This is a genomic window from Gemmatimonadota bacterium (assembly GCA_009692115.1).
Lineage (GTDB): Bacteria > Gemmatimonadota > Gemmatimonadetes > Gemmatimonadales > GWC2-71-9 > SHZU01.
Map to the genome: position 1 here is coordinate 91050 of SHZU01000010.1, position 25184 is coordinate 116233.

Annotated in this window: 18 protein-coding genes; 4 read left to right on the forward strand and 14 right to left on the reverse strand. The window is 64.8% G+C overall.

The window, feature by feature from the left end; genetic code table 11:
- Positions 1-20 precede the first annotated feature (20 nt).
- Both EXR94_12235 and EXR94_12240 read left to right on the forward strand, forming a co-directional pair.
- Positions 21-575: a LemA family protein gene (locus EXR94_12235; protein MSR03487.1), complete on the forward strand. Its 555-nt coding sequence runs from the start codon at positions 21-23 to the stop codon at positions 573-575.
- Positions 572-2281, forward strand: a complete 1710-nt coding sequence (locus EXR94_12240; protein MSR03488.1) for a DUF2207 domain-containing protein — start codon at positions 572-574, stop codon at positions 2279-2281. The genes EXR94_12235 and EXR94_12240 overlap by 4 nt, the downstream gene beginning before the upstream one ends.
- Here EXR94_12240 and EXR94_12245 read toward each other — a convergent pair.
- The 6 genes from EXR94_12245 to EXR94_12270 form a co-directional block, all read right to left on the reverse strand.
- Positions 2278-2838 carry a hypothetical protein gene (locus EXR94_12245; protein ID MSR03489.1) on the reverse strand — a complete coding sequence of 187 codons (561 nt, stop codon included), beginning with the start codon at positions 2836-2838 and terminating at the stop codon, positions 2278-2280. The genes EXR94_12240 and EXR94_12245 overlap by 4 nt on opposite strands.
- Complete coding sequence (locus tag EXR94_12250; GenBank protein ID MSR03490.1) at positions 2831-3400, reverse strand: redoxin domain-containing protein; 570 nt, start codon at positions 3398-3400, stop codon at positions 2831-2833. Before EXR94_12250 ends, EXR94_12245 begins: the two co-directional genes overlap by 8 nt.
- Positions 3291-3890 (reverse strand): superoxide dismutase, encoded by a 600-nt coding sequence (locus EXR94_12255; GenBank protein ID MSR03491.1) that lies wholly within the window; start codon positions 3888-3890, stop codon positions 3291-3293. The genes EXR94_12250 and EXR94_12255 overlap by 110 nt, the downstream gene beginning before the upstream one ends.
- Positions 3891-4002: 112 nt before the next feature.
- Complete coding sequence (locus tag EXR94_12260; GenBank protein MSR03492.1) at positions 4003-4314, reverse strand: hypothetical protein; 312 nt, start codon at positions 4312-4314, stop codon at positions 4003-4005.
- A 60-nt stretch (positions 4315-4374) separates the two neighbouring features.
- A complete protein-coding gene (locus tag EXR94_12265; protein MSR03493.1) occupies positions 4375-5631 on the reverse strand; it encodes a membrane dipeptidase in 1257 nt (418 codons plus the stop codon).
- A gap of 109 nt (positions 5632-5740) precedes the next feature.
- Positions 5741-7225: an amino acid permease gene (locus tag EXR94_12270; GenBank protein ID MSR03494.1), complete on the reverse strand. Its 1485-nt coding sequence runs from the start codon at positions 7223-7225 to the stop codon at positions 5741-5743.
- Here EXR94_12270 and EXR94_12275 point away from each other — a divergent pair.
- Together EXR94_12275 and EXR94_12280 are read left to right on the forward strand one after the other, a co-directional pair.
- Positions 7184-7981 carry an enoyl-CoA hydratase/isomerase family protein gene (locus EXR94_12275; protein ID MSR03495.1) on the forward strand — a complete coding sequence of 266 codons (798 nt, stop codon included), beginning with the start codon at positions 7184-7186 and terminating at the stop codon, positions 7979-7981. The genes EXR94_12270 and EXR94_12275 overlap by 42 nt on opposite strands.
- Entirely contained in the window at positions 7974-9788 is a 1815-nt protein-coding gene (locus EXR94_12280; GenBank protein MSR03496.1) for a CocE/NonD family hydrolase, read from the forward strand. The genes EXR94_12275 and EXR94_12280 overlap by 8 nt, the downstream gene beginning before the upstream one ends.
- A gap of 16 nt (positions 9789-9804) precedes the next feature.
- Here EXR94_12280 and EXR94_12285 read toward each other — a convergent pair whose 3' ends face one another.
- The 8 genes from EXR94_12285 to EXR94_12320 form a co-directional block, all read right to left on the reverse strand.
- Complete coding sequence (locus tag EXR94_12285; protein ID MSR03497.1) at positions 9805-11886, reverse strand: acylase; 2082 nt, start codon at positions 11884-11886, stop codon at positions 9805-9807.
- Positions 11874-13496, reverse strand: coding sequence for a fatty-acid--CoA ligase (locus tag EXR94_12290; protein MSR03498.1), 1623 nt, complete (start codon positions 13494-13496; stop codon positions 11874-11876). Before EXR94_12290 ends, EXR94_12285 begins: the two co-directional genes overlap by 13 nt.
- Before the next feature lie 9 nt (positions 13497-13505).
- A complete protein-coding gene (locus EXR94_12295) occupies positions 13506-14963 on the reverse strand; it encodes a hypothetical protein (GenBank protein ID MSR03499.1) in 1458 nt (485 codons plus the stop codon).
- Complete coding sequence (locus EXR94_12300) at positions 14960-18238, reverse strand: hypothetical protein (GenBank protein ID MSR03500.1); 3279 nt, start codon at positions 18236-18238, stop codon at positions 14960-14962. The genes EXR94_12295 and EXR94_12300 overlap by 4 nt, the downstream gene beginning before the upstream one ends.
- An 87-nt stretch (positions 18239-18325) precedes the next feature.
- The gene (locus EXR94_12305; GenBank protein MSR03501.1) at positions 18326-19561 is read right to left on the reverse strand and encodes a RagB/SusD family nutrient uptake outer membrane protein; all 1236 of its coding nucleotides are present in this window, start codon (positions 19559-19561) and stop codon (positions 18326-18328) included.
- 23 nt (positions 19562-19584) lie between these two features.
- Positions 19585-22695 carry a SusC/RagA family TonB-linked outer membrane protein gene (locus EXR94_12310; GenBank protein MSR03502.1) on the reverse strand — a complete coding sequence of 1037 codons (3111 nt, stop codon included), beginning with the start codon at positions 22693-22695 and terminating at the stop codon, positions 19585-19587.
- Between the two features lie 108 nt (positions 22696-22803).
- Positions 22804-23931 carry a methionine synthase gene (locus EXR94_12315; protein MSR03503.1) on the reverse strand — a complete coding sequence of 376 codons (1128 nt, stop codon included), beginning with the start codon at positions 23929-23931 and terminating at the stop codon, positions 22804-22806.
- Positions 23928-25184, reverse strand: coding sequence for a hypothetical protein (locus EXR94_12320; protein MSR03504.1), 1257 nt, complete (start codon positions 25182-25184; stop codon positions 23928-23930). The genes EXR94_12315 and EXR94_12320 overlap by 4 nt, the downstream gene beginning before the upstream one ends.

Genomic DNA, 25184 nt, shown 5'->3' on the forward strand with positions numbered 1-25184 from the left:
CCACCCGAGGAGCGCTCCACATGGGACTTGCCCTAGTCATTCTGTTCATGGTGGCCGGGTTTGCGATCCTGACCTATAACGGGGTGACCAGCCTCCGAGCTACCGCCGACAACGCGTGGGCTGATATCGACGTCCAGCTGAAACGTCGCCACGACCTGATCCCCTCGCTGGTTGCCGCGGTGCAAGGGCACGCCGGCTACGAACGAAGCACGCTCGAGGCGGTCGTCGCCGCCCGCCAGCGAGCCGCCTCCGCCACGGGCCCTCGGGCAGCCGGCGAAGCGGAGGGCATCCTGGCCGGATCAGTCCACCAGGTGCTGGCCTTGGCCGAGGCCTACCCCGATCTCAAGGCCGCCGAGAGTTTTCTCTCACTCCAACAGAACTTGACTGAGATCGAGGATCACGTCCAGCAGGCCCGCCGGTACTACAACGCCGTGGTCCGGGACCTCAACACCAAGATCCAGCAGTTTCCGTCGAACCTGCTGGCCCGCCCGCTCGGATTCGCCGAGCGAGAGTCGTTCGGCATCAATGAAGCCGAACGGGCGGCTCCCCGCATCGACCTCGGACGGGGCGGATGATCGGGCTCCTGATCGCCCTCGGGCTCGGGATGGCGGTGCCGCTCCATGGCCAGGAACGGTCGCTCGCGATCGAACGGTTCGACGCGGCCATTACGGTGAACCGGGACGGAACCATCGACGTGGTCGAAACGATCACCGCCCGGTTCGCGGGGTCCTGGAACGGGTTGTTCCGAACCATCCCGGTCGAGTACCGGACGCCGCAGGGCTTCAATTGGACCATCCGGCTCGATTTTATCGACGCGACCGACGAGCAAGGCCGGGTGCTCAAGACCGAAGCGGCGCGCGAACGCCATTATCTCAAGTACAAGGTGTGGGTCCCCGGCGCTCTCGATGCCACCAAGACCATCGTCCTCCGGTACCGGGCCAAGAACGGGCTTCGGTTTTTCGAGGATCACGATGAGCTGTATTGGAACGCGACCGGCGATGAATGGGACGTTCCGATCCAATCGGCGAGCGCCACCGTCATCCTGCCACCGGACGCAGCCGGCATTCGGGCCACCGCCTTCAACGGGTCCTACGGCGCCACCTCCCGCGATGCCTCGGTGATCACCGAGGGCACCACGACCCGAGTCACCCTGCCGGCGCCACTCGCCTTCCGGGAAGGCTTGACCATCGTCGTCGGATGGAACAAAGGCCTGGTGTCGGAACCGACGACCGGCGATCGGGCGCTCGGTTTTCTGGCGGCCAATTGGCCGCTCCTGATTCCGATCCCGGTGTTTTTCGGGATGTTTGCCCTGTGGCGGCGCCGCGGGCGGGATCCCAAACGGCGTCCGATCAGCGTGCAGTACGACCCCCCGCCCGGAATGTCCCCAGCCGAGGCCGGGACGTTGCTGGACAATTCCGCCGATATGAGGGACATCACGGGGACCTTGATCGACTTGGCCGTCCGGGGATATCTCAAGATCGAGGAGAAAGAAGAGAAATCTCTCTTCGGGCTGATCAGCACAGAGGAGTTCGTCTTTCACCGCCAGCCCGTCCCGGCCGGCTCGACGGACCTGAAGGAGCATGAACGCGCCGTCCTCGACGGCATCTTTGGCGGGAGCGGCCGGTCCACGATCGAGCTCTCCGAGCTCGAGAACCGTTTCTACAAAATCCTTCCGACGATCCGGAACGGCATCTTCGCGGAACTGGTGGCCAAGAAATACTACCGGACCCGACCCGACTCGGTTCATGGGGCCGCGATGTTCGGCGCGGTGGCCCTCGGCGCGGCCATTGGCATCGGCGGCGCGATCCTGTCACCTCATGTCAACCTCACCCCGGTGCCGTTCATCGTAGCGGGTGCCCTCTCGGCCATCATCGCGGGAATTTTTGGCTACTTCATGCCGGCTCGCACCGAAGCGGGCGCCCGGGCGCTCGAACGGGTGCGCGGGTTTGAAGAGTTCTTGGAGCGGGTCGAGGGCGACCGGCTGCGGGACTTCGTCAAGACGCCGGAGCTCTTCGAGCGATGTCTGCCGTTTGCGATGGCGTTTGGGGTCGAGAAACAGTGGGCCAAGGCGTTCCAGGGGATCTACACCACACCGCCAACATGGTACGCCGGCGGGAACTATGCCTCGTTCAACGCCGCGAGCTTCTCGCACCGGCTCTCGACGATGTCGACCCGGGCCGAGTCGGCGATGACGTCGGCCCCTCGAAGTTCGAGCGGCTCGGGATTCAGTGGCGGGTCGTCTGGTGGCGGCGGCGGCGGTGGGGGCGGCGGCGGGTTCTAGGCCCCAAGGTATAAGGTTACTTCGTGTTCGCCGGCGGCGGTGAAGATGGCCCGCTCCGCCGGCAGCGGCACCTCATCTACCGCCACCCGGGCCACGCCAAAATGACCGGGGAGCCCGAGGGCCACGGCGATCGGCGGGCCGAACGCCACGGCCAGGCGTACCGTGACCCATTCGGCCCGGGCCCGGATGTCCACGTCGACCAGGGTCCGGTGGACCCGGAGCCGACGGACGACCAACGTGCGCCATCCGTCGGGAAGCCAGGGGACGAGTTCGAGCCGCCCGCCGATCCCGTCAGATTGAGCACCGAGCAAGCCGCCGACGACCCGCTCCAGAAAATTAGCTGGGTCCATCACCGCATCCGACCGAACCCGGCACCAGAGCCGGGCATCGGCGAGCAAGTCCGCGATCTCCGCTTCGGTCCAGTCCCTGATTCGGGTGCCGGCCGGGCCGACACGCAACTGTCCCCCGACGCGGCCCAGCGCCCAAGCCACGGCTTGGTCGAGGGCTGCCTCGGGGGACGACACCGCCGAGTAGTGCCGGCTTAGCTGCTCAGCCAAGCGCCTTGATCTGGGTCAGGAGATCGGCGGTATCACGCTTGTGGCCGAGTTCGGCCTCTTCGTGGGTCCACCGAACGGTGCCCTTTTTGTCGATCAACACATAGGCCCGTTTGCTGAAGAACTTGTCCTCGATGAGCGTGCCGTACTTCCGGGTGACCTCCCGCTTGAAATCGCTCAAGAGATCCACGGCCATCTTCTCCTTGGCTTTGAATTCCTTGAGGGTCGGGACCGAATCGACGCTGATGGGCAACACGACCGTGTCGGCGGATTGAAACTGGGAATAATCCTCGGAGAACGCGCACATCTCGGCGGTACACACGCCGGTAAAGGCCAACGGGAAAAACGCGAGCAGGACGTTCTTGCCCTGGAGCGCCGAAAGCTTGACCTCGGCCGCACCGGTCGAGGGCAACGCGAAATCGGGGGCAGCGGAACCGAGAGCGGGTAGCGACATGTTAGGCAGCCCGCTTCGCGACGAGCGTCCAGTTGACCGTCGACCACCACGCCCCGAGATACTCGGCCCGGCGGTTTTGGTACTTGAGATAGTAGGCGTGTTCCCAGACATCGCAGCCCAAGAGCACTTTCTTGCCGTCCATGACCGGGCAGTCCTGGTTCGGCGAACTTTCGATGGCCAAGCCGCCGGCTCCTTGAATCAGCCACGCCCACCCGCTGCCGAAGCGGGTCATCCCGGCCTTCTGGAACTGTTCCTTGAACTTGTCGAAGCCGCCGAACGCGGTGTCGATGGACTGCGCCAGGTCGCCGGTCGGGGCCGAGGCGCCGCCCGGCGTCATCAGCTCCCAGAACAGGGTGTGATTGTAATGGCCGCCGCCGTTGTTCCGGACCGCGGTCCGAATGGCCTCGGGCACCTGGCTCAAATTCCCGATCAGCTGCTCGATCGAGAGCTTCTCGAGATCCGGGTAATCCTTGAGCGCGGCATTCAGATTGTTGACGTACGCGTCATGATGCTTGTCGTGGTGAATCCGCATCGTCGGCTCGTCAAGGTGCGGTTCCAGGGCGTTGTAGGCGTACGGGAGTGGCGGCAGAGTATGCGGCATCGATTGGCTCCAACCAGAAATTATTGAATTCCGACCAAAATCGAAGGGATTCGGTCCGCCAATAATGGCGACCCCGAGCGCTTGAAGCAACGGGCGGCGGCTGAGCACGCGACTACCTCGAGGTGACGGTGAACCTGATCAGCACGCCTTCGACGAATTCGACTTCGCACCGGCGATCTTGGCTGAGGTAGACCGAGCTACTGACCCTGAGCGAGCCCTCGGCGCGGCTAGCGATCGACTCCGGCCGGCCCAGCAGGGCGTCGACCTCTTCGACCAGCACCCCCTTGCGAAGCCCGCCCACCGGAGCGGCTCCCTCGCCGTGGAGCCCAGGGCGTTCCGTCTTGGACGCCAGCACCGGGGAGAAATCCAGGTACTCGGCGAGGGCCCGCATCACGCCATCCGGGGTCAGGGGCTCGTCGGGCACCACCGGCTTGCAGCGAAGATTGAACCGCGAGCAGAGCCAACCGGATGGTGTTCTCCTGGTTCAAGACACGGGCTTCCGGTCCAGCTGCTGGATGGTCTTGATCGACGCCGGCCGCTCCTTCTTGAGCCTAGCCGCCACCTTCTCGGCGGTTTCGATGACCCGGAGCACGTTCTCACCCGCGAGCTTCCGGAGGTCGGATTCACTCCATCCTCGGCGGGCCAATTCCGCGAACAGCGCCGGGAAGGTCCCGACATCCTCGAGGCCCTCGATCACATCGTCGATCCCATCAAAGTCGCTGCCGATTCCTACGTGATCGACACCGGCCATTTTTCGGACATAGTCGATCGAGTTGGCAACCTCGGCGAGAGTGACCTTCGGGGCCGGATTGGCGGCGTCCCACATCTTCATGTCACGAGCCCGATCCGCTCCCGCCTGCCGGGCCAACTCCGCTTGTTTGGCCGAGCGGGCCTTGTCGTGGTCATAGAGCCGCTGGGACACAAAGAAGGTCACAAAGGGCACCATGACGACGCCGCCGTTCTTCGAAACCCGGGCCAAAATCGAATCCGGCACGTTCCGGGGGTGGTTCGACATGATCCGGGCCCCGGAATGCGAGAAAATGACCGGCGCTTCCGTCACGTTCAACGCATCACTCATGACCCCGGGCGACACGTGCGACAGATCGAGGAGCATCCCGAGCCGGTTCATCTCGCGGACCACTTCTTCGCCGAACCGGGTCAGGCCCCCGTGGGTCGGCTTGTCAAGCGCGGCATCGGCCCAGTCAAGGGTCACGTTGTGAGTCAACGTCATGTAGCGGGCGCCGAGATCGAAGTAGGCGCGGAGGGCTCCGAGCGAGTTCTCGATGGCGTGGCCCCCCTCCATCCCAAGCATCGAGCCGATCCGGCCCTCGGCAAAGGCCTGCCGGAGACAGAGGGCGGTGGTGCAGTATTGGAGCCGGTCAGGATATCGTTCGATGATCCGTTTCGCGACGTCGATCTGCTCGAGCTGGACCCGGGCGTACCCGGAGTCCTTGATCTCGCCCGGGATGTAGACCGACCAGAACTGGCCCCCGAGCATCCCCTGCTTGAGGCGATCGAAATCGGTATGCCCCCCGGTCCGGCCGCGGAGGTTGTAGCCGACGACATCCATGGCCAGCCCGGCTTTGTCTTCCCGGAGGCGCCAGGGCAAGTCGTTGTGGCCGTCGATGAGGGGGGTGGTGGCGAGGACCTTCTTCGCCAGGGTCAGGTACTGATCGTCCTGGGCCGCCAGGGGGGCCGCGACGACGCCCGTGAGCACGAGAAGCAGTTTGAAGCGACGCATAAACGAATCCGTAGGCAAGGGTCAACACCGGACCACCACCTCAATTCTAGCTCCTTCCACATCCAAGGAGAACGCTGCACCCGTCTGCCGGAGGCCGTGACGCGATCGCTCAGCCTTCGGCCGTGGCTCCGGCTCGGAGCACCGCGTCCATATCGTAACCCGAGGCAGCCAAGCGGCGGCGGCGGATAGCGTAGTAGGCCGCCCCGGCGGCCAGGACCGCGAGGTACCCCGCCGAGATGACCAGGTTGTCGAGGAAGCCCAGGGCGAAAAATCCGGCCGACATCAGCAGCAGCAGGGTGACCACGACCGTCCGGCTGGCGCCCTCAAGCCGGAAACCGGCCGCCGCCCATTCGGACGGCATGGCCTTGGACATCCGGAGTAAGGCGAGACCCTGGAGCACCTGCAGGATCATGACGCCCATGACAGCCATCATGGCGTACTGGCGAATCGTCCCGCCGAGCAGCACCGCCACGATCGAGAGGACCGTCATGAGCCCTACCGCCTGGGCCGGGACACCGGCCCGATTTCTGGCGGCCAGTCCCTCGGGAAAAACCCGGGCCCGGGCCATCGCCAAAATATCCCGCGAGTGGATCAGCAGCATCCCGTTGATCGAGGTGGCGGCGGCCAGGACCGCAGCGATCGCGATCACGCCGCCGATCCACGACGGCAGAAACACCTCCGCCGCCCGAGCCACCGGCGCACTGGTCTCCTTGAGGCTCTGCCAGGGCAGGAGCGCCGGAACGGCGAACGACACCAGGGCGTAGCTGGTGAGCACGACGACAAATCCGATCAGCAGGGTGAGCGGAATGGTCCGGGCGGGGTTCTTGATCTCGCCGCCGAGTTCGGTGATGACGGTGATCCCGGCATAGGAGAGAAAGGCCAGCACCGCGCCGTTCGCCACCGGACCGAATCCGTTCGGCATGAACGGCGTGATCAGTTCCGGCTTGGCGTTGGCGACTCCTCCAATGCCGAACCCAAACATGATGACCAAGAACCCGATGGTCATGGCAATCTGAACCGACACGGTGAGTTGTACGGTCGTCAGATTCAGCACCGCAAACACCACCACCGACGCGAGGGCCACCCAGCGCCGGTCGGCCGCGGGCCAGAAGTAGGCGATGTAGTCGGCCAGGCCATAGGCGACCAGCGCAATACTCACCACCACCGAGACCACGGTGATCCAGACCCCAAGGAACCCGTAGACCGGGGCCAGGGTCCGGGCGACGGCGACGTTGGCGGCGCCGCTCACGTGCACCGCGCTCCCGATCGAGGCACCAACCAGACAGGAGATGGCCGCCAGTCCGCCGGCGATGAGGTAGGAGAGAAACGCGGCGGGGCCCGCCTCGGCCGCGAGCTGGCCCGGGAGGACGAAGATCGAGGCCCCAATGACGTAGCCGACCAGGGTAAACACGGCGGCGGCGAGGCCGATAGTGCGATGGCTGGTTTGGTCGGTCATCGGGTAATTTCTCCGCGGGGGATGCGGGGTGGCCCAACCGCTTGACGCCTGAACATAACGGTTGTTGTTTTCTGGGGTACCCTCTCTGGGATAATCATGGCTTCCGACCGGATCCTCTTCGAATCGACCGGCCCCCATACCGCCCTGATCCGGTTTAACCGGCCGGACCGGCTCAACGCCATGGACCGGGCATCCCTGACCGACCTCCACGCGCTGGTGGGGCGACTGGCGCTGGAGCCTGGGCTCCGCTCGGTGGTCATCACCGGCACCGGCCGGGCCTTCAGTGCCGGCGCCGACTTGAAAGAAATGGATGCCACGCCCCAGCGGGAGGCCCTAGTCCGGGATGCCCACTGCCAGCTCCATCAATTTCAGGATCTGACGCGGCGGATGGTCGAGAGCCCGGTAATCTTCATCGCCGCCATGAACGGGATTGCCGTCGGCGTGGGTGCGGAGTTGGCCTTGGCCTCCGATATCCGGATTGGAACGGATGCCACGGAATTGATGTTGTCCGAGGTCACGCGGGGGCTGTTTGAAACCAATGGCGTGATGCACTACCTGCCGAGGATCGTCGGCCATGGCCGGGCCGCGCAGTGGCTGCTGACGGGCGAGCGGGTGCCGGCGCCGACCTTGCTGGCTGCGGGACTGATTACCGAACTGGTACCCGCCGACCAGCTTCTGGGCCGAGCCACCGCGCTCGCCACGACGGTGGCGGCCAACGCGCCGATCTCGGTCCGGCTGATCAAGAAACTGCTTCGGCGGACCTGGGAAGTGGACCTCGAAGCGATGCTGCAGTATGAGGTCGATGGCATGATGGCCTGCATGGCCAGCGAGGATATCGAAGAAGGCCTTCGCGCCTTCATGGAAAAGCGACCACCGGTATGGAAGGGTGTCTGAGATGAATCGAATCGGACTGGGACTCGTCCTTGGTATTCTGGCCGCCACCCCACTCGCGGCCCAGCAACCCGAGCCGCTCCAGAGCTGCCCCGCCCCGGCGAATGCCGGGGCGGTCGAGGTCGCGCGGACCTCGGTGTACGTTCCCATGAACGACGGGGTTCGGCTGGCCGTCGACATCAATTTACCCAAGGGCCTTCCGGCCGGCGCCAAACTCCCCACAATTTTGGTATCGACGCGCTATTGGCGGGCCGCCGAGGGCCAGCCGGCGGGCCCGAATGAGCGGTTCTTCCTGGCGCGAGGATATGCCTACGTCTATGCGGACGTCCGGGGCACCGGCGCCTCGTTCGGACAGTGGTACTACCCCTGGGCTCCCCGGGAGGTGCAAGACATCGGCGAGTTGGTAACCTGGATTGCCAAGCAACCGTGGTCCGATGGCCAGGTCGGCTCGATCGGCACGTCGTACACCGGGAATACCGCGCAGTTGGTGGCCGCGGCGAACCACCCGGGTGTCAAAGCGGTGGTGCCCCGGTTCATGGACTTCGATGCCTACGCGGACTTGACCTATCCCGGGGGCGTCACCAACCAAATGTTGCTCCGCGACTGGGGCACGATGGTCTACGCCATGGACATGAACAAAGTCCCGGATGCCCCGATGGGCGTCAGGCGGGTCGACGCGGACACCGACGGCAAACTCCTGGCCGGGGCGGTGGCGGATCACCAGAAGAACCCGCCCCTGCATCTAGCCATGGACAGTGCGATCGTTTATCGGGACGACGTCGTGAAGCAGTTCGGCGGAGCGACCAACGACATGTCGGGCACCTACCGGTATCGCGACCCGGTGGAACGGTCGCGGGTGCCGATTTTCGGCTGGGCCGGCTGGCTCGACGCCGGCACGTCGCAGGGCGTCCTCAACCGGTTCCTCAACTGGTCCAATCCCCAGATCGTGGTCATCGGTCCGTGGAGCCACGGCGGGGGGTTCCACACCAGCCCCTTCTTCCCGGCCGACCGGCCGACCGAGCCGAGTTCCCTCCGCCAGACCGAGCAGGCCACCTGCTTCTTCGACCAACACATGAAGGGCAAGCCGAACCAGATGGCCGAGAAGGCCATCATCTACTACACGTTAGGCGAGGACACGTGGAAGAAGACGACCACCTGGCCGGTGGCCGGGACGACCGCCCGCCGGTTCTACCTGGCCGGCGACAAGGGACTGGCCGCGGCGAAGCCGGCCGGCGGCGCCGACCAGTATCAGGTTGACTTCGACGTCAGCACCGGGACCCGGAATCGGTGGTACACCCAGTTAGGCGGGGCGGACGTGGTCTATCCGGATCGAGCGGCCCAAGACGCCCGGATGCTGGCCTATACCTCGCCGCCACTCGACCGGGACCTCGAGGTCACCGGGCACCCCGTCGTCACGCTCGAGGTGGCCTCGACCGCCCCGGACGGCAACGTCTTCGTCTACCTGGAAGATGTCTCGCCGGAGGGCGTGTCGACCTACGTGACCGAGGGGATGTTGCGGACGCTGCATCGGAAGGTGTCCACCGGGAAGGCGCCGTACCGGACCCTCTACCCGTACCGGAGCTTCGAGCGGAAAGACGGCCAGCCGATGATCCCGGGGCAGCCGGCCACGCTGACCTTCCAGTTGATCCCGACCTCGGTGCTGTTCAAGGCGGGCCATCGGATCCGCATTGCGGTGGCCGGTGCCGACAAGGAAACGTTCCAACGCCTCCCGTCGAGCGGGAACGTCACCCTGACGGTGCGGCACGGCGGTTCGTTCATCGACCTTCCGGTGGTGCCACGCCGCCGGTGAGCGGCGCCCAACCCGGTCATTTGATTGCTTCCCGGAGCTCAAGGTTGGCTTCGATTTCCTTCCGGGTCCGCCACGCATCGCGCATGGCTTTCTTAGAGTACAATTCGAGCTGATCGCCGATGTGCTTGGACCCCGGCTGGGTCGAGTTGCCGTAGGCGGTCAGCACCTTGGCCCGGACCGGCTTCGAGAACTCGACGGCCTGGTAGTAGGTATCGCCGCCGATGTTGGTGAACTTCCCGTCCTTATCCGGAGCATAGTCGGCCACCCGGAAGACTCCGAATGGGTCACCACTCGCCCCGTTGCTGGGGAAATCGTACTGGCCGGAGCGGAGCCGCATGACGTCGCCGTACGGACGATCGAGGGCCCCGACGGATTTTTCGGTTTCCTTCGTCGCCAGACTGAGCGCCTCCGCGGCTTGGGCCGGGTTGGCCAGCCCGGCCGGCGTGGTCAGGGCCGAGTCGGGCCGCCAGGGCCTGGCAAAGATGTTGCCCTTGGAGGCCTTGAAGAGCGCCAAGACCCAATTCTGAAACAGCACCGTGCCCCGACTGCTGGCGTCAGCGCTCCGGTCCCACTTCTCGAGCACCTCGGCGGCCCGTTTGGCATCGGCGTCACCCCGGGTCCGAGCGGCGTCGAGGAGCTCAGGCAGGAGGCGGTCGGCCAATCCCATCCGGGTCGAGTGCTTGTACTCGATCAGTTCCTCCAGTGTCACACTCGAATCGGCCAGCTGCATCGAGGCTGACTGTTGGGGCCGGAAGCTCATCCCTCGGGGCGAGACGTAGGCGGCGAACGAATCCGGATTGAAGATCAGCGGGAAGCTCACCGTCCACGGTGGATCGTTGGCGTTCTGGAACCACCCGGTGACCGGATCCATCAGGTGAGGCAGCTCCTGGTAGGGTAACATCTCGCTCCACACCAAGGCGGAGCTGTCACCTCGGACCGGGCCGGACCAATAGCCGAAGTCTCCGCGACTTCGTTTCGGGGTCTTCCCGCCGAAGAAGTAATAGATGTGGCCGTCCTGACTGGCCGCCATGACGTTGAAGAACGGGACATGGATCTCCTTGACGACGCCCTCGAACTCCGCCATCGACTTGGCCGCGCCCATCTTCCACCACTGGTCCCAGGCATTGGGATCATCGAGCCCGGCCACCCGGACCGCGAGGGCGGTCGTGGCGTCCTCGCTGAACACCGGGCCCTGGATGGATTCTTTGACCAGCAGGGTGTCGGTCCGGATGGTGCCGCCCGCCCCCTTCACCGGGATCAACTCCGTCCGGCTGACGAATGGCTGCTCGGCGCCGTCGTAGCGGTAACCAGCGCCCTGCTTGACGAGCCGGTAGACATCGACCCCGTCTTGGGTGTTGACGGTGTGCGACCACCCGACGAAATCGTTGAAGCCAATGGCCGGGGTCGGCATCCCGACCAGGGTCGTGCCGTAGAAATTCCGATCGCCGGTTACCAGATGCGCCTCGAAGAACAGATAGAGATCTTTCCACAGCAGGTGGGGGTTCCCGAGCAGCAATGCGTTCCCGGTGGCTGACCGCTGGGGGCTGATAGCCCACATGTTGGAACCGGGCGGCGCGTCGTTGTTCATGGTCTCGGGCAGGTCGGCTTGGCCGAAGAACATGAACAGGAAGTTGATCACCCGCTGCCCGTGGGCCAGCGCATCCTGGGCCGTTACGGGTAGGACGACCTTGACGCTGTCGACGATCCGGTCGGGATGCTGCGCCGCGTACTGATTGAACCCGGCGGCGAAGGCATCGAGATTGGCCCGGTAGGCAGGATTCACCTGCTGATACCACTGGGCCGCCCGGCCGGGGATTCCCATGGTCCGGACGAACCGATCGGTCCGGAGGTTGGCCTCCCCCCAATACTCCGAGGCCCGCCCCCGGGCTTCACCGTACAGCTTGAGGACGAGATTGCCGTGGGCCGCCGCCTGGGCATAGCCGAAGGCCTTGAAGGCCTCGACATCGTTCGTGGCGTAGATGTGGGGCACGCCCCAGGTGTCCCAGAGAATTTCCGTCTTGGTTGGAGCCTCCGGGCCGGCACAGCCGGCCGCCAAGGTCAGACCCACGAGAAGTCGCTTCATGGCTATTGGGTCCATTGGTGATGGCGGAATTGCTCGCGGAGCACCTTCTTGTCGAACTTGCCGACGCTGGTCTTCGGAACCGACTCGATGAAGACCACGTCGTTCGGCAGCCACCAGGTCGCGAACCGGTCCTTGATGGCGGCGATGATGTCGCCGGCAGTGAGCGTGATGCCCGGCTTCTGGACCACACACGCCAACGGCCGCTCCTCCCACTTGGGGTGATAGATCCCAACGACCGCCGCTTCGAGGACGCCGGGATGCATCATGATGGCATTTTCGAGCTCGACGCTCGAGATCCACTCGCCGCCGCTCTTGACGACATCCTTGGTCCGGTCGACGAGCTGGAGGTACCCTTCGGGGTCAATGGTAGAGACGTCCCCGGTCCGGAACCAGCCATCCTGAAAACACTCGGCGCTCCGGGGATCGTTGTGATAGCCCTTCACGATCCAGGGACCCCGGATCTGGAGCTCGCCGAACGCGACCCCGTCCCAGGGCAACTCCTTCCCCGCCTCGTTGACGATCCGGACTTCGACAAAGGGGGCCGGGGTGCCCTGTTTCAACCGGTATTGCAGTTCTTGCTCAGCCGGCAGATTCTGGAGATGTGGTTTGATGACGCAGAGGCTGCCGAGCGGAGTGGTCTCGGTCATGCCCCACGCGTGGGTAATCCAGACCCCGAAATCGTTCCGGAACCCTTCCATGAGCGAGCGGGGGCAGGCCGATCCGCCGACGGCGATGCTCTTGAGCGAGGAGACGTCGTGTTGGTCCCGATTAACCTTGAGGTACTGGTATAGGGCGCCGATGATCGTCGGCACGCCACCGATGAACGAGACCCCCTCGCTCTCGATCAGCTCCGCGACGTCCTGGGGCTGAAGGAACGGACCGGGCCAGACCATTTTGGCACCGGTCATCACGCCGGCGTACGGCAAGCCCCAGGCGTTGGCATGGAACAGCGGCACGATGGCCAAAATGGCGTCGACGGCCCGGAGGTTCATCATATCGGCGCCGACCTGCACCATGGTGTGGAGCACGATCGCGCGGTGAGAGTACACCACACCTTTGGGGTTGCCGGTGGTGCCTGAGGTATAGCACATGGCGGCGGCCGAGTTTTCGTCGATGGCCGGGTAGCCTTGCGCTGGCTCCGACTCGGCCAGCAGCTGTTCGTAATCGAGCCCGACGGCCGGGTCGACCGGCTTTCCGTCGTCCGGGATGACAATGACGTGTTCGATGGTGCTGAGCTGCGGCCGGATCTTCTGGAAGAGCGGCAGCAACGTGGCGTCCACGCACACCACCTTGTCAGCGGCGTGGTTGGCAATGTAGACGAGCTGGTCGGGAAACAACCTGACGTTCAGAGTGTGAATGACGGCCCCCATACACGGCGCCGCAAAATAAATCTCGAAGTGCCGGTAGGAATTCCAGGCAAAAGTCGCCACCCGATCGCCGGGCTTGACACCCAGTTTGGCCAGGGCGGTTCGGAGCCGGTCCACGCGGTCGACGTATTCTTTGTAGGTGTACCGGTGCATCCCGCCTGGGGTTCGGCTCACGATTTCCCGGCGGCCGTGGAGGCGCCGGGCCCGCTCGAGCATCGTGGTGAGGTTGAGCTGCCAACCCATCATCAAGCCGTCCATGGAGCCTTCCTATTGTTTGGCGTAGGCTTCGGCGTCGCGGAGCATCCGATCGAGCACGGCCCGGTCGAGGAGCCGCCCGCGAAGCATGACTGTTTGAATGGCCTTCACGTTCCGAATATCAGCGAGCGGGTCGGCGCTCAGCAGCACCAAACTCGCGATCTTGCCCGGCTCGATCGTCCCGAGATCGGACTTGTTCATGGCTAGCGCGGCGTTCCGGGTGGCCGCCTGCAAGGCGCCCAGGGGGGTCAATCCCATCTCGACCAGCAGGGCGAGCTCCCGGTGGAGGCTGAATCCAGGTACCAACGGCATGACCGCAGCGTCGGTGCCGGTCACGAATTTTGCCTTGGCCTCGACCAGGGCCCGGAAGGTCCGCATGGTGTGGGTCCACCGAACCCGCCCGCGATCGATGTCAGCCTGGGTTGACGTCGCCGGAACGCCATCCTCGAACTCGCGCGCAGCCTTCGGAACAAACCGGAGTTCGGGAAGATCGCGAGCGGCAGGCTCGTTCTTGAGCGCCTGGGTATGAAGAACGACCAAGGTCGGATCGAACCAGACGTCCTTGCCGGCCGCCGCCTTGGCAAAGGCCAACGCCGTATTCCAATCGTAACTCGCATTGGCCGAATCACCCACGGCGATCCGGTACGACACATATGGCCAGAGGCGGAACCGCGTCTTGGCCGTATCGATGTAGCGACCCAACTGCTCGAGCAACCAGCCTTGAAGCGCGGTGCCGCGGCTGGAGTTGGCCAAGCCAATTCCCCAGTCGTGCTCGATGGTACGGTGACCGGAATCGATGGCCTCGGAGGCGAGCACCCCGTCCGGCACATGGCCGGCCACCACCAGGTGATGCTTCCGAGCCTGATCGAGGATCGCAAAATACGACGCCCGGGGCGTCTGGGAATGGACCTTGATGACGTCAACGCCGATGGTTGCGAGGGAGTCGACGGCCCGTCGCGCACTCTCTGGTGTCGGGACCGCAAGTCGACCGAGCGGGCGGGCTTTCGTAATCTGAACCCCGTCGAGTATCGGCCCGGCAATCAAGACGTCGGGACCCAACATCCGGCCGGCCCGGACCTCCTGGCGGACGTAGCCGCTTTCTTTGAGATCGCCGCCGACCTCGCGAATCGTCGTGACCCCATTGGCGAGGAACAGCGGCATCGCCCGCTCGCGATAGCCGGCGAGATGCACGTGCATGTCCCAGAGCCCGGGGATCAGGGACATCCCCTTGCCGTCGATCTTGGTGGCCGGGGTCCCGACTTTGAGCTTCCCGGTGCGCCCAACGGCCACGATCCGGTCGCCGGCGACGGCGACACTCATGCCGGATTGGGCCGGGGCGTCGGTGCCGTCGATCAGGGTGACATTCTCGATCAACACCGTGACGGCAGGGCCCTCCGCGCCACCGCAGGCCGTCAGGAGTCCCGCGAGCAGCCAGGCCGCGATCGGTTTCACCGGGGCTCCGGTTCTCATTGGGGTCGGTCGAACGTCCCCACCGGCTTGGTGTCGCGCCGATACATCTCCGGCACGAGCCAGTAAGTGTCCCCAAACTTTCGGGTTCCGGGCCAGATCTCGTCCAGCGAATTCGCATCGTACAGGGTGCCGGCCTTCATCACGTACTGGATGTTGGCAGTGTTTCGAATGTCATCGAGCGGATTGGCATTGAGGATCACCAAGTCGGCCAGTTTGCCGACCGAGATCGAGCCCAGATCATCCTCGAGCCCCAGGAAAATGGCGCCATGCATACTGGCGATTTCGAGCGCCGTCATGTTCCCGGTTGCCTTGGCCGCCATCCAGACATCCCAATGACTCCCCAGCCCCGGTTGCTGCCCGTGGGAGCCCACCGCCGAATACCCGCCGGCCGCGATAATGTCGGCGATCTGCTGGGCTTGGATGCCCATCGAGTAGTCGGTTTCCGGCCGCTTGATGAACCGGCGAGTGTGCGGAATCAGCTGGCGCCATGGCGTCCACTTCTGCTGCTTGGCATCGAGCCAGATCGGGCTTTCCTGCCAGAAGTATTCTTCGTTCCAGCCGCCGAAGCCGCTGACCAGCGGCGTATGGGAATAGACCGACCGGGTCTTGCCCATGAAAGTGGTGAAGTCCCGATAAAGCGGCGACTGCACGGTGACGTGTTCGAAGCCGGTGTGCCCGTCCATCGCCATGCCGACTTTGTGATTGAGATCCGCGCTGCCTTCGGAGGTAACCCGAAGGCCCAGTTCGCGGGCCGCGTCGACCGCCCATTGGCGCTGTTGGCGGGTGGGCTGGAGGTACTGTTTGAGCAGCATGGCCCCCCAGGACATCCGCCGCTTGACCTCCGTAACCGCAACGTCCCGGCTGGTCACCTCGTTCGTGCCCGGTGAATCGCCGGCGGTCAGGGCTTCGGCTACGCTGAAGACCCGGGGCCCCACCGTCTCACCGGCTTCGATCAGCTCGGCCGTCGGAAACGCCGCCGTCGAGGAGGTGGAGGGATCGCTGGTCGTGGTCACCCCGTACGCCAGGTAGACGGCCGATTCGAAGTTGTGCTTCGGCATCATCCCGACATGTTCGCGGTGATGATGGGCGTGCATGTCGACCCATCCGGGAATGATGGTCTTGCCCGAAACACTGACGACCCGGTCGGCGCCTTTGGTGCTGCACGACCCCACACAGGTGATCCGGCCCGCCTTGATGAGGATGGTCCCGTTCGGAATGACCCGTTTGTTCTCCAGGGTAACGATCCGGGCCCCGGTCAGGGCGATGGTGCCGGGTGGAATGGCCCGAGGACTCGAGAGCGTGATCGTGGCGGAGTCAGTTTTTCCGGTGGTGACATCGTGGGAAAAGAACCGGTTGGCGCTCGCAAAATCGACGGCGCCGGCGTGCCGCCATCGTGGGTACAGCCCGCCCACCGTCGAGAGCGGCACCGCGGTGAACGATCCGCCGGTCTTGGCAATCAGCGGGACCTGATCACCGGCGCCACCGGGGGGCAGCGGAGCCAGGTAGATGTTGTTGCCCTGATTGAACGCGATCCACTTGCCATCGGGCGAGACGGCCGCGTCGGCCGAATTCTTGACGGTGGCGTGGATCCTCCGATCGGTGCCGTCCATCCGGACGGACGCGACCTGGAGCCCGGCGGGTTTCGTCTGGCCGTAGTAGAGCCGGCCGTCGGTTCCGACGGTGACCCGCACGTCGTCGGGGCCGCTGCCGGCGACGACGACCTGGGTGACGTCCGTTTCCTGGCCGCCTGCGACTGGGATCCGGACCAGGTCATAGTACGGATTCCGAACCAGCGTCGAGCCCCTGGCCGTGGCGCCCGACCCTCGGGCCACCACGATCTCTCGGCCATCGGGAGTCCAGGCTGGGTTCAGATACTCACCGGAATCGGCCGTCAGGCGGACCGGGGTGCCTCCCGCCACCGGTACCCGCCACAGGGCGCCACTGCGGGCGTCGTCGACCGTGGTAAAGGCAATCGATTGTCCGTCGGGCGACCAGGCCGGCTGGAACTCCTGCGGTTCAAACCCGGCCGGCGTCAGGCGCCGCGGGGTCCCCGTCGGGAGGTCCATCAGATAGATCCGGCCGAGCGCCTGGAACGCGAGGGCCCGGCCGGTGGGCGAGGCACTGGCCCACCGAACAAACCGCACATCAAACGCGCCGTCAGAAAGCTTGTTCTTGGTCCACACTTGTTCCGAGATGGTCCGGTGGACCCGAGCGGAGAACGGAATGGTGGACACCCGCCCGCTCGCCACATCGACGCGGCGGATCTTGCCCCCTTGATGGAGGACAATGCTCCGGCCGTCGGCCACCCAGCGGTATCCTGGGTACGTGCCGTTGAGCGGGATGCTCTCCTCCGACAGGTCCATCTCGACGGGGTCCATCAGGAGCCGCTCAGTCCCGAGACGGAGGTCGCGGATCCACAGCGCCGACCGCGGCCCAAACACCTGGCCCTTGAACTCGAGGGTCCCGCCGGGAACCTTCCGCATGAACGCCAGGTAGCGCCCATCCGGACTCGGCTCGGCGGCGTAGGCCCCGCCGCTGGTGGAGCGGTCCTGCTGCTGCGACTCGCCGGCGGTAATCGGCCTGACCTCGCCGGTCTTGAAATCGTAGCGGTGGATTTGGATCGTGCCCTTGAGTACGTCTTCTTGGCCCCAAAACCCGGTGGGTTGGGCGGTATATACCTCGTAGTACAGAAACCGGCCGTCGGCCGAGGTCGTGGGCCGGGAGGGCATCTTGCCCGGGGCACCTTTCACCAGTTCGACGCCTTGGCCGCCACTCCGGTGATACATCACCAGCGACCGGCCGGCGACCTCCTTGATCACAACGATGTACTGGCCGTCCGACGTCCACACCGGCGAGCGCATCAGGGCCGTTGGTTCGAGGGCCACCGAACGGGGGTTCCCGCCATCGGCATCCATCAGCCAGAGGTTATTCTGGCCCTTCCGGTCTGAAATGAAGGCAATCGTCTTCCCGTCGGGCGAGAATCGGGGATGGAAGTTGACCGCGATCCCGGCGCCCTGGGTCAGGCTCTCGGCCTGACCACCCGTTGCCGACACTCGGTAGATCTGACTCAGCAGATCGAATACCACCCATTTCCCGTCGGTGGACACATCGATCGAGGTCCACGTCCCTTCATCGACCGTGAAATCGATGTCGCGGGTCCGGCCCCGGGGCTTGGTGACATCCCAGCCGGTATCCGCCGGCGCTTGGGCCGCCAGCGGCTGAACAAGGGAGGCCAGCGTCAAGACGAGTCCGCACCGGAGCGCCATTCTGATCATGATTCCTCGAGGGTACCAAAGAAAAGGGGCCGGAAGCAACTCCGGCCCCCCCAAATTATGCCAATTGCCCTATATCACCATCCCGGCTCACGCCCCGTTGATTTCCTTGGTCGGGTGCGGCCAGCAGGTGGTGGGCCCGTAGGCGCGGTTGGTAAACGGATTGGCACCGACCTTCCAGGCGATGTTCTTCCGGAGGAGGTCGTTCAGCCGATGACCACCCTCGAACGACAGTTCCTTGCGCCGTTCGGCGATGACATGGGCCACCGCGTCGGCCTGGGTTTGGGCCACTAAGGGCGGGAGGCTGACCGCCGCCCGGCGGGCGTTGAGAATCGTCATGGCGTTGGCCACCTGCCCCTGTTCGGCCAAGGCCTCGGCCAGGATCAACTGGGCCTCGATAGAGCTCGCCAAGCGCATCGGGGAGTTGAGCCCAGCGTACTTGGTGGTCCGCCACAACCGAACTTCGGCGTTGAACGAACCGCGGCCGGCATCGGCCACCAAGACCCGGGGATCGCCCATGTCCCGGTAGGCGGTGGCTACCGTGTAGGCGCCAATTTGGTCGGCCAACCGCCAGAGCTTGTTCCAGCGCCGCGGACTCTCGGCGCCCCGGTCGACGGTCTTGGAGTAGGCCACCGGCACCAACTGGGCCGCCGCCGCCGCCTCGGCGTACTTCTTCAAGTCTAACTTGACCCGGGCCAGGCCGACCCGGGCCAGGTTCAGTATGTCTGCGTTGCCCGCCGTGGTGGCGAGCGTAACGGCCTCGCCGAGCTTGGTTTCAGCGGTCGTCAGAGCAACGGTCTTGGATTGGCGGGGCCCGCCATCAAACGCCACCTCGCAGAAGCCCTCGCCCATTAACAGATAGGCATAGCCGCCGTAGGCCCGAACGGTGGCCATCAACCCAGCTCGACCGGCCACTTGGGCGTCGGTCCAGCCATTCAGCCGGTTGTAGATGTCCTCCGCCTGAAACCGGGCGGTGTGGAGGGTCCGCTGCATCCCGAAGTTGCCTTCACAGGAGCCGACGACGTAGTCGTCTTGGTCGGCGTCGATCGTCCGTTCTCCCCAGTTGGCGAGCGGCACGTTGGAGTTGGCGGTTTCGTACTCGTCGGAGTGAACCGCCGAGCCCGACATGTAGTTACTGTAGGCGCACTCGAAGTCGCCGATGACGCTCCGGGTCAACACCGCGGCCAGACCGGGATCATTGATCTGTCCGGATGGGATCCGACCCGGAAATTCAACGTCGAGCAAGCTACCGCAGGCGCCCAGAGTGGCCACGAACGCCGCCGGAATCATGAGTCGGCTGATCTGCCGAACAACCATGGTATTCATTGAGGTTTCTCCTTGGTCGTCGGTTAGAAGGTGAACCGGAACGTGGTCCGGATTCGGGCCAGCTGCGGCCACGACTCCTGGGTATAGCCGAAATTGCCGTTGGTGTCGCTAGACCGGTTCGGGAGCAACTCCGGATCGATCCACTCGGCGCCGAACGAGGTTTTCTGCGCTCGCCAGAGGAACATCATGTTCTCCGCCGAGAGGGTGACCGAGCCGCGCGAGGCGCCCAGCCAGTTGGTCAGCGTGGTCGGGAAGTCATAGCTGGCCGACACGGTCCGCAGCCGGGCAAAACCGGCGTTGAAGAGGCCGGCGGCGCCAGGGCCGTTCGCGTCGAGCCGCATGGCCTCGACGATCGGGTTCCCCTCGAGCGAAGCCCGGGAGTTCCGGAAGAACGTGTGCTGAGCCCCGACGTCGCCGACGAGGGCCGAGTGGCCGCCGACGTAGTCGACCAAGCCGAGCAACCGAAGCCGCTGGCCGAGCCGCACGGTGGCGCTGAAGGAGCCGTTCCACGACGGGGTCGGACGGCCGGCATAGAGCCGGGGAGCGGTGCCGCACGGAACATCGGTACCGTTCCCTACGCCGGCATTCGGATCGGCGGAACCATTCGCCAACTTGGCGGCCAAGTCCGTGCCGCCCTCGCAGATCGGGTTGGTCCCCAACGGAAGGGTCCACGGACCGACCTGAACATTGCTGATCGTCGAGCCCCTCCACCGCTTGTAGAAGAACGAGTTCGGGGCGTACCCCCTGGCGTTCCACTGCTGGATGTAAGAGTTGCCGACAAAGGCTGTCGGGGTGCCGCCGAGATCGGTGATTAGGCTGCCGTTCGTGGCGATGGTGCCGCGGAGATCGAGGCCGAAGGTCCTCGAATTCACGACCGACCCGTCGATCCCGATCTCGATGCCCTTGTTTTGGACCGCGCCGATGTTGAGGAATTGCACCCCGGGGAACCCGCGCGACGGCCGGTTCGGTACCGAGATGATCGCATCCTTGTTGGTCTTCTTGTAGTACGTAAACTCGATCCCGACCCGCTGATTGAACATCCCGGCATCAAAGCCAAGTTCAAGCTCTTCGCCGACTTCCGGCTTGAGATCGGTGTTACCGATGTTTTGCGGGGTCACGTTGCCGCTGCCCGACGGACCAACACTGGGCTGATAGGTCTGAATCGCCGAGAACACGTCCGGCTGCTGGCCGGCCCGGCCCCAGGCACCTCGGACCTTGAACTGGGTGAGCCAGTTCAGGTTCGAGAGGAACGACTCCTCAGAGAGCACCCAGGCCAAGGCGACTTTCGGATAGTACACCGCGTCGAAGTTGCTGCCGAAGGCCGAGTTGTCGTCGGCCCGGATGGCGCCGGTCAAGAAGATCCGGTTCTTGAACGCGAACTGCTGCTGAGCATACATTCCGAAATTCTTGTTCTGGATGAATGACTCGGCTCCATCGCGGCGAGCGCCGCCGCCGACGTCCGAGGGGCCGGGGATCGGAAACTCGAACCCTTGCGCCAGGACCTGATCGAAGACCTTCGAGTAGTACTGGGCCCCGACCGAGGTGGTGGACACCAGGCTCTTGCTGAGGTTCCAGTCGGCGTTCGCTCCGTAGTCCAACGTCAGGAAGGTCGATCGGAGCTGGAGGGCCTGCTTCTGCCCCAAGCTGGAGGCAAAGAACGGGTTGTAGCCGGTGGCATCCCGGAAAACTAACTGCGAGGACTTGTTGTTGGTGTAGTCCGGACCGACGGCCAACCGATGACGAAGCCAGGGAAACGGGCGGTGGGTCAGCTGAACGGACATCGTCAGCTTGTCGATGTTGTCGTAGCCTTGAACGCTCTGATAGTCACCGGGGCGATAGAACTGGAAACCCTCACCCGGGCCGTTCCAGCCGGTCTTGGTCGTGTCGCCGGTCGGCTCGCACCACGGGAAGTTACAGGCCCAGAGAATTGACGTCGTGATCGGCTGCGTGCCCGAGGCACCCCGAGTCCGGCTCCGGACGTAGCCGAGGGACAAGTCCATCTTGAACTTGTTGCTCGGGCTCGAGTAGCTCAGGTTCGACCGAATGGCCTGCTTGTTCTGCCAGTTATAGTCGACCGGGCCTTCGTCTCGGTTGTAGTCGCCGGAGAAGAAGTACCGGAGCTGGTCGGATCCGCCGCTGATGCTGGCGCCGGCGGCGAGGGGCGTGCCGGTGCTGAAGATGTCGGGGAAACCGCGCGACTGCCGGAACCGCTGAACGTCGAACATTTTGATCGAGTTGTCGACCCGGCTCACGTAATAGTTCTTCGGGTAGCGATCCCACGGATTGGAAATCCAGTTGGCACCGGCATCGACATGGGCCTCGTAGGTCGGTCGGCCGCCGCGGCCCCGCTTGGTGATGATCTGGATCACGCCGTTCGAGGCTTCGGTGCCGTAGATCGTGGCGGCCGAAGGACCCTTGAGGACCTCGATCGACTCGATCTCCTCGGGGTTCAAGTCATTGATCCGGGACGGGCTTTCCTGGCCGTTGAACCCAAGACTCCGGGTGGCGGCTTGGTTGTTGACCCGAACGCCGTCGACATAGAGGAGGGGCTCATTGGAGAGGCTCAAGCTGCCCGACCCGCGGATCCGGGTGGTACCGCCGGTTCCGATCGCACCGCTGGCCCGAACGATCCGGACGCCAGGCACGTTGACGGACAGCATGTCTTGAAGCTTGGCCGGCGAACCGGCTAAGGCGATCGTGTTGGCGACCTGGACCTGGCCGATCGCATTGCCGAGCGACCGTCGAGTGGCCTCTTGCACGGTGCCAGTGACGACCAATTCGTCGAGCTTGACGACGAGTTCGGTCAGTTTGATCTGGATCGGCGCGCCAAGAGTCGTGGCCTCGGTGACCGAGGCTTGGTACCCGATCCGGGTGACCCGGAGCCGGACCGATGCCCCGGCCACGTCTTGGAGGCGGAACTCGCCCCGGGTCCCGGTGCGGGCCGTCAGGTCGGTGCCTTCGACCCGAACCGTGGCGTCAGCCAGGGGCCGACCGCTTCGCGAATCGACGACGGTCCCGTTGACCACGTTGGCCTGCGCGGCGAGGGCCGATGGCGCCAAGACACCGCCAGCCAGAGCCAGCAACAGCAACGTTGCTCCCCGGCCTTGCAGTGCCTGCCCGACTGAGTAAAACATGACGTGCCTCCTCAATGAATCTCAATGAATGGTGTCGGGGAATCGAATCGGGGGGGGGTAAACCCCTTTATATAAGCTCGGCCCAAGCCCAAGAAAGCGCAAGGGCCTTCAGCCCCACACTTTGGCCGCAACGCGGGCCACCAGGTTGAGCTTTCGCTCCTGAAGCTCGAACGGGATGTTGTTGCCCTTGGCAACCGACGCAAACCCGCACTGGGTCGACAACGTCAGGCGTTCGAGGGGCACGTACTTGGCCGCCTCCTGAATCCGGGCAATGACCTGATCCTCGGTTTCTTCATGGGGCCGTTTGGTCGTAATGAGCCCCAAGCAAACGATCTTGTCGTCGGCGGTCTTGGCCAGCGGAGAGAAGTCGCCGCTCCGTTCGTCGTCGTATTCGAGGAGGAGCACCTTGGCGTGGGTTCGCCGGAGGATGTCCTCGGCAATGGTGGCGTAGCTTCCCTTTCCCATGTACCGGTTGGCGTCGTTGCCACGACAGACGTGGAGACCAAAGGTGCAGCGGTCGTGGAATCCTTCCATGATCGCGTTCATCATGTCGATCCCATCGTGCACCATCTTCATCGGCTCAAAGCCCTTCCGCCGGAACCACTCCTGTTGGTGGGGGTCGAGGACCATCCCGAACTCCGGGGCGTCGAACTGGATATAGGGACAGCCGAGCCGGACCAACTCCCGGACCTCGTCGCGCAGAATGTCGGTCACGTCGGCCATGTACGCATCGGGATTCGGATAGGCCGCGGTGCTGACCCCCGGCACCCAGTAGTAGGCGTACATGGTCGGACTTGGAATCGTCATTTTGATCGGCATCCGCGTCTTCGCCCGGAGGTACACGAACTCCTCCGACGATAGATGCCGCTTCCGCTTCATCTTGCTGACTAGCCCGACGGTGACCGGGCTGGTCTCCTTCTTCCCGTCCATCGTAAACCAGTCGACGGTGTTGCCGGTAATGGTGTCGAACCCCTCCACCGCCTGGGCCAGGCTCGACGAGAACACGTTCCGGCGCATCTCGCCGTCGGTCACCACGCCGATACCCGACAACTCCTGGACCGCGACGCAGTAGTCCACGGCCCGGTCCTCGACCGCTTTCAGGCCCGCGTCATCGAGGGTGCCGGTCTTGTGGCGCTCGCGGGCGGCCAGCAAGGTCGGAGGGCGAAGCATGGAGCCGATAGTGTCGGCTCTCGGCACTCGGCGCTCGGCACTTGGCACTCGGCTTGGGGGGGTCATCGGGTATGGACCAGTTCGCCGTTGAGGTAGACTTGGTGGACCCAGGTTTTCACGCTGAGGGGGGGGCCGTCGAGGATGAGGATGTCGGCGTCTTTGCCGACCTCCAGACTGCCCACCCGGTTTGACACGCCGAGGATCTCGGCGGGGACGAGGGTCACCGACTTGAGGACATCGGCCTCCGACATTCCGTAGCCCGCGGCAATCCCGGCGTCGATCAGGAGCCACTTGCCGGCGCCGGCGGGGGCGAGGGATCCGAAGGCCCGGGAGAACGTGGCGATGGCGGTCTTGATCCCGGCGGCCGTGAGTTTGGCCGGCAACCGCTCGTCGACCGGCGGATAATCGCCCTTGTCGGGGATCTCTTCGTTGCTGATGTACGGATGGGAGACCTGGCCCAGCACCACCGGGACTTTCCGGGCGGCCAACTCGGCCCGGTATTCCCAGGCGGCGGCCCCGCCGTCGATGATCAGGTCAAACCCGAACTCCTGGGCCAGACCCAGGGCCGAGCGGATGTCGGTGGCGGCGTTGGCCTGAATCCGGGCCGGGATTTCCCGGCGGAGGAGCTTGCCTAACGCCTCCATCCCGAGGTCCCGGGCCAGCGTCGGCGTTTGTTGTTTGTTTCGTTGGTACTCGGTGGCCCGAATCAGGGCCTGGCGGAGCATCGCCACTTCGGCCATTCGGGTGTAGGGGTCACGATTCCGGGCCCGGGCGGCGGTTTTCGGCGGAGTGCCCAGTGTCATGTCCATGGCGGCGGGCTCCCGGACGATGACCCCGTCGAACGTCGGACCGGCGGTCTTGACGACGGCCCCTTGGCCCCCAAGCAACGAGGCATCCGCCGGGGCGATGTACATCGTCGTGACCCCGCCGGACAGCGCCTCGGCGTTCCGCAGCGGACCGCCTTTGCCCGATCCGAAGTTCCCGAACGGATTGTAGCTCTCGATCGCCCGGAGGGCGGGGGTGACCGGATCGCTCGCCTCGTTGAGGTCGCTGCCCTCGATCCCGATGTGCGAGGCCGCGTCGACCACTCCGGGCATCACGTATTTGCCCCGGGCCTCGACGATCAGGGCGCCGTTCGGGATCGCGACGGTGGCCCCAACGGCCACGATTTTTCCATCTTTGAAGACGACGATGCCGTTGGGGATGGCCGGCCCGCTGACGGGCAGAACGGTGCCGCCCCGAATGACGGTGGCCCGGGATTGGGCCGACGCATTGCCGCCCGCCGCGAGCAGCAAGGCGAGGGATCCTGAGATTCGCAT

Coding starts and splice junctions, on each gene's coding strand:
- EXR94_12265 (MSR03493.1), bottom strand. CDS start 5,631: ATGCGTCGCTTCAAACTGCTTCTCGTGCTCACGGGCGTCGTCGCGGCC.
- EXR94_12250 (MSR03490.1), bottom strand. CDS start 3,400: ATGTCTGGGAACACGCCTACTATCTCAAGTACCAAAACCGCCGGGCCG.
- EXR94_12270 (MSR03494.1), bottom strand. CDS start 7,225: ATGGGGGCCGGTCGATTCGAAGAGGATCCGGTCGGAAGCCATGATTAT.
- EXR94_12320 (MSR03504.1), bottom strand. CDS start 25,184: ATGCGAATCTCAGGATCCCTCGCCTTGCTGCTCGCGGCGGGCGGCAAT.
- EXR94_12235 (MSR03487.1), top strand. CDS start 21: ATGGGACTTGCCCTAGTCATTCTGTTCATGGTGGCCGGGTTTGCGATC.
- EXR94_12290 (MSR03498.1), bottom strand. CDS start 13,496: ATGGACGGCTTGATGATGGGTTGGCAGCTCAACCTCACCACGATGCTC.
- EXR94_12285 (MSR03497.1), bottom strand. CDS start 11,886: ATGGACCCAATAGCCATGAAGCGACTTCTCGTGGGTCTGACCTTGGCG.
- EXR94_12315 (MSR03503.1), bottom strand. CDS start 23,931: ATGACCCCCCCAAGCCGAGTGCCAAGTGCCGAGCGCCGAGTGCCGAGA.
- EXR94_12310 (MSR03502.1), bottom strand. CDS start 22,695: ATGTTTTACTCAGTCGGGCAGGCACTGCAAGGCCGGGGAGCAACGTTG.
- EXR94_12255 (MSR03491.1), bottom strand. CDS start 3,890: ATGCCGCATACTCTGCCGCCACTCCCGTACGCCTACAACGCCCTGGAA.
- EXR94_12305 (MSR03501.1), bottom strand. CDS start 19,561: ATGAATACCATGGTTGTTCGGCAGATCAGCCGACTCATGATTCCGGCG.
- EXR94_12300 (MSR03500.1), bottom strand. CDS start 18,238: ATGATCAGAATGGCGCTCCGGTGCGGACTCGTCTTGACGCTGGCCTCC.
- EXR94_12275 (MSR03495.1), top strand. CDS start 7,184: ATGGCTTCCGACCGGATCCTCTTCGAATCGACCGGCCCCCATACCGCC.
- EXR94_12240 (MSR03488.1), top strand. CDS start 572: ATGATCGGGCTCCTGATCGCCCTCGGGCTCGGGATGGCGGTGCCGCTC.
- EXR94_12295 (MSR03499.1), bottom strand. CDS start 14,963: ATGAGAACCGGAGCCCCGGTGAAACCGATCGCGGCCTGGCTGCTCGCG.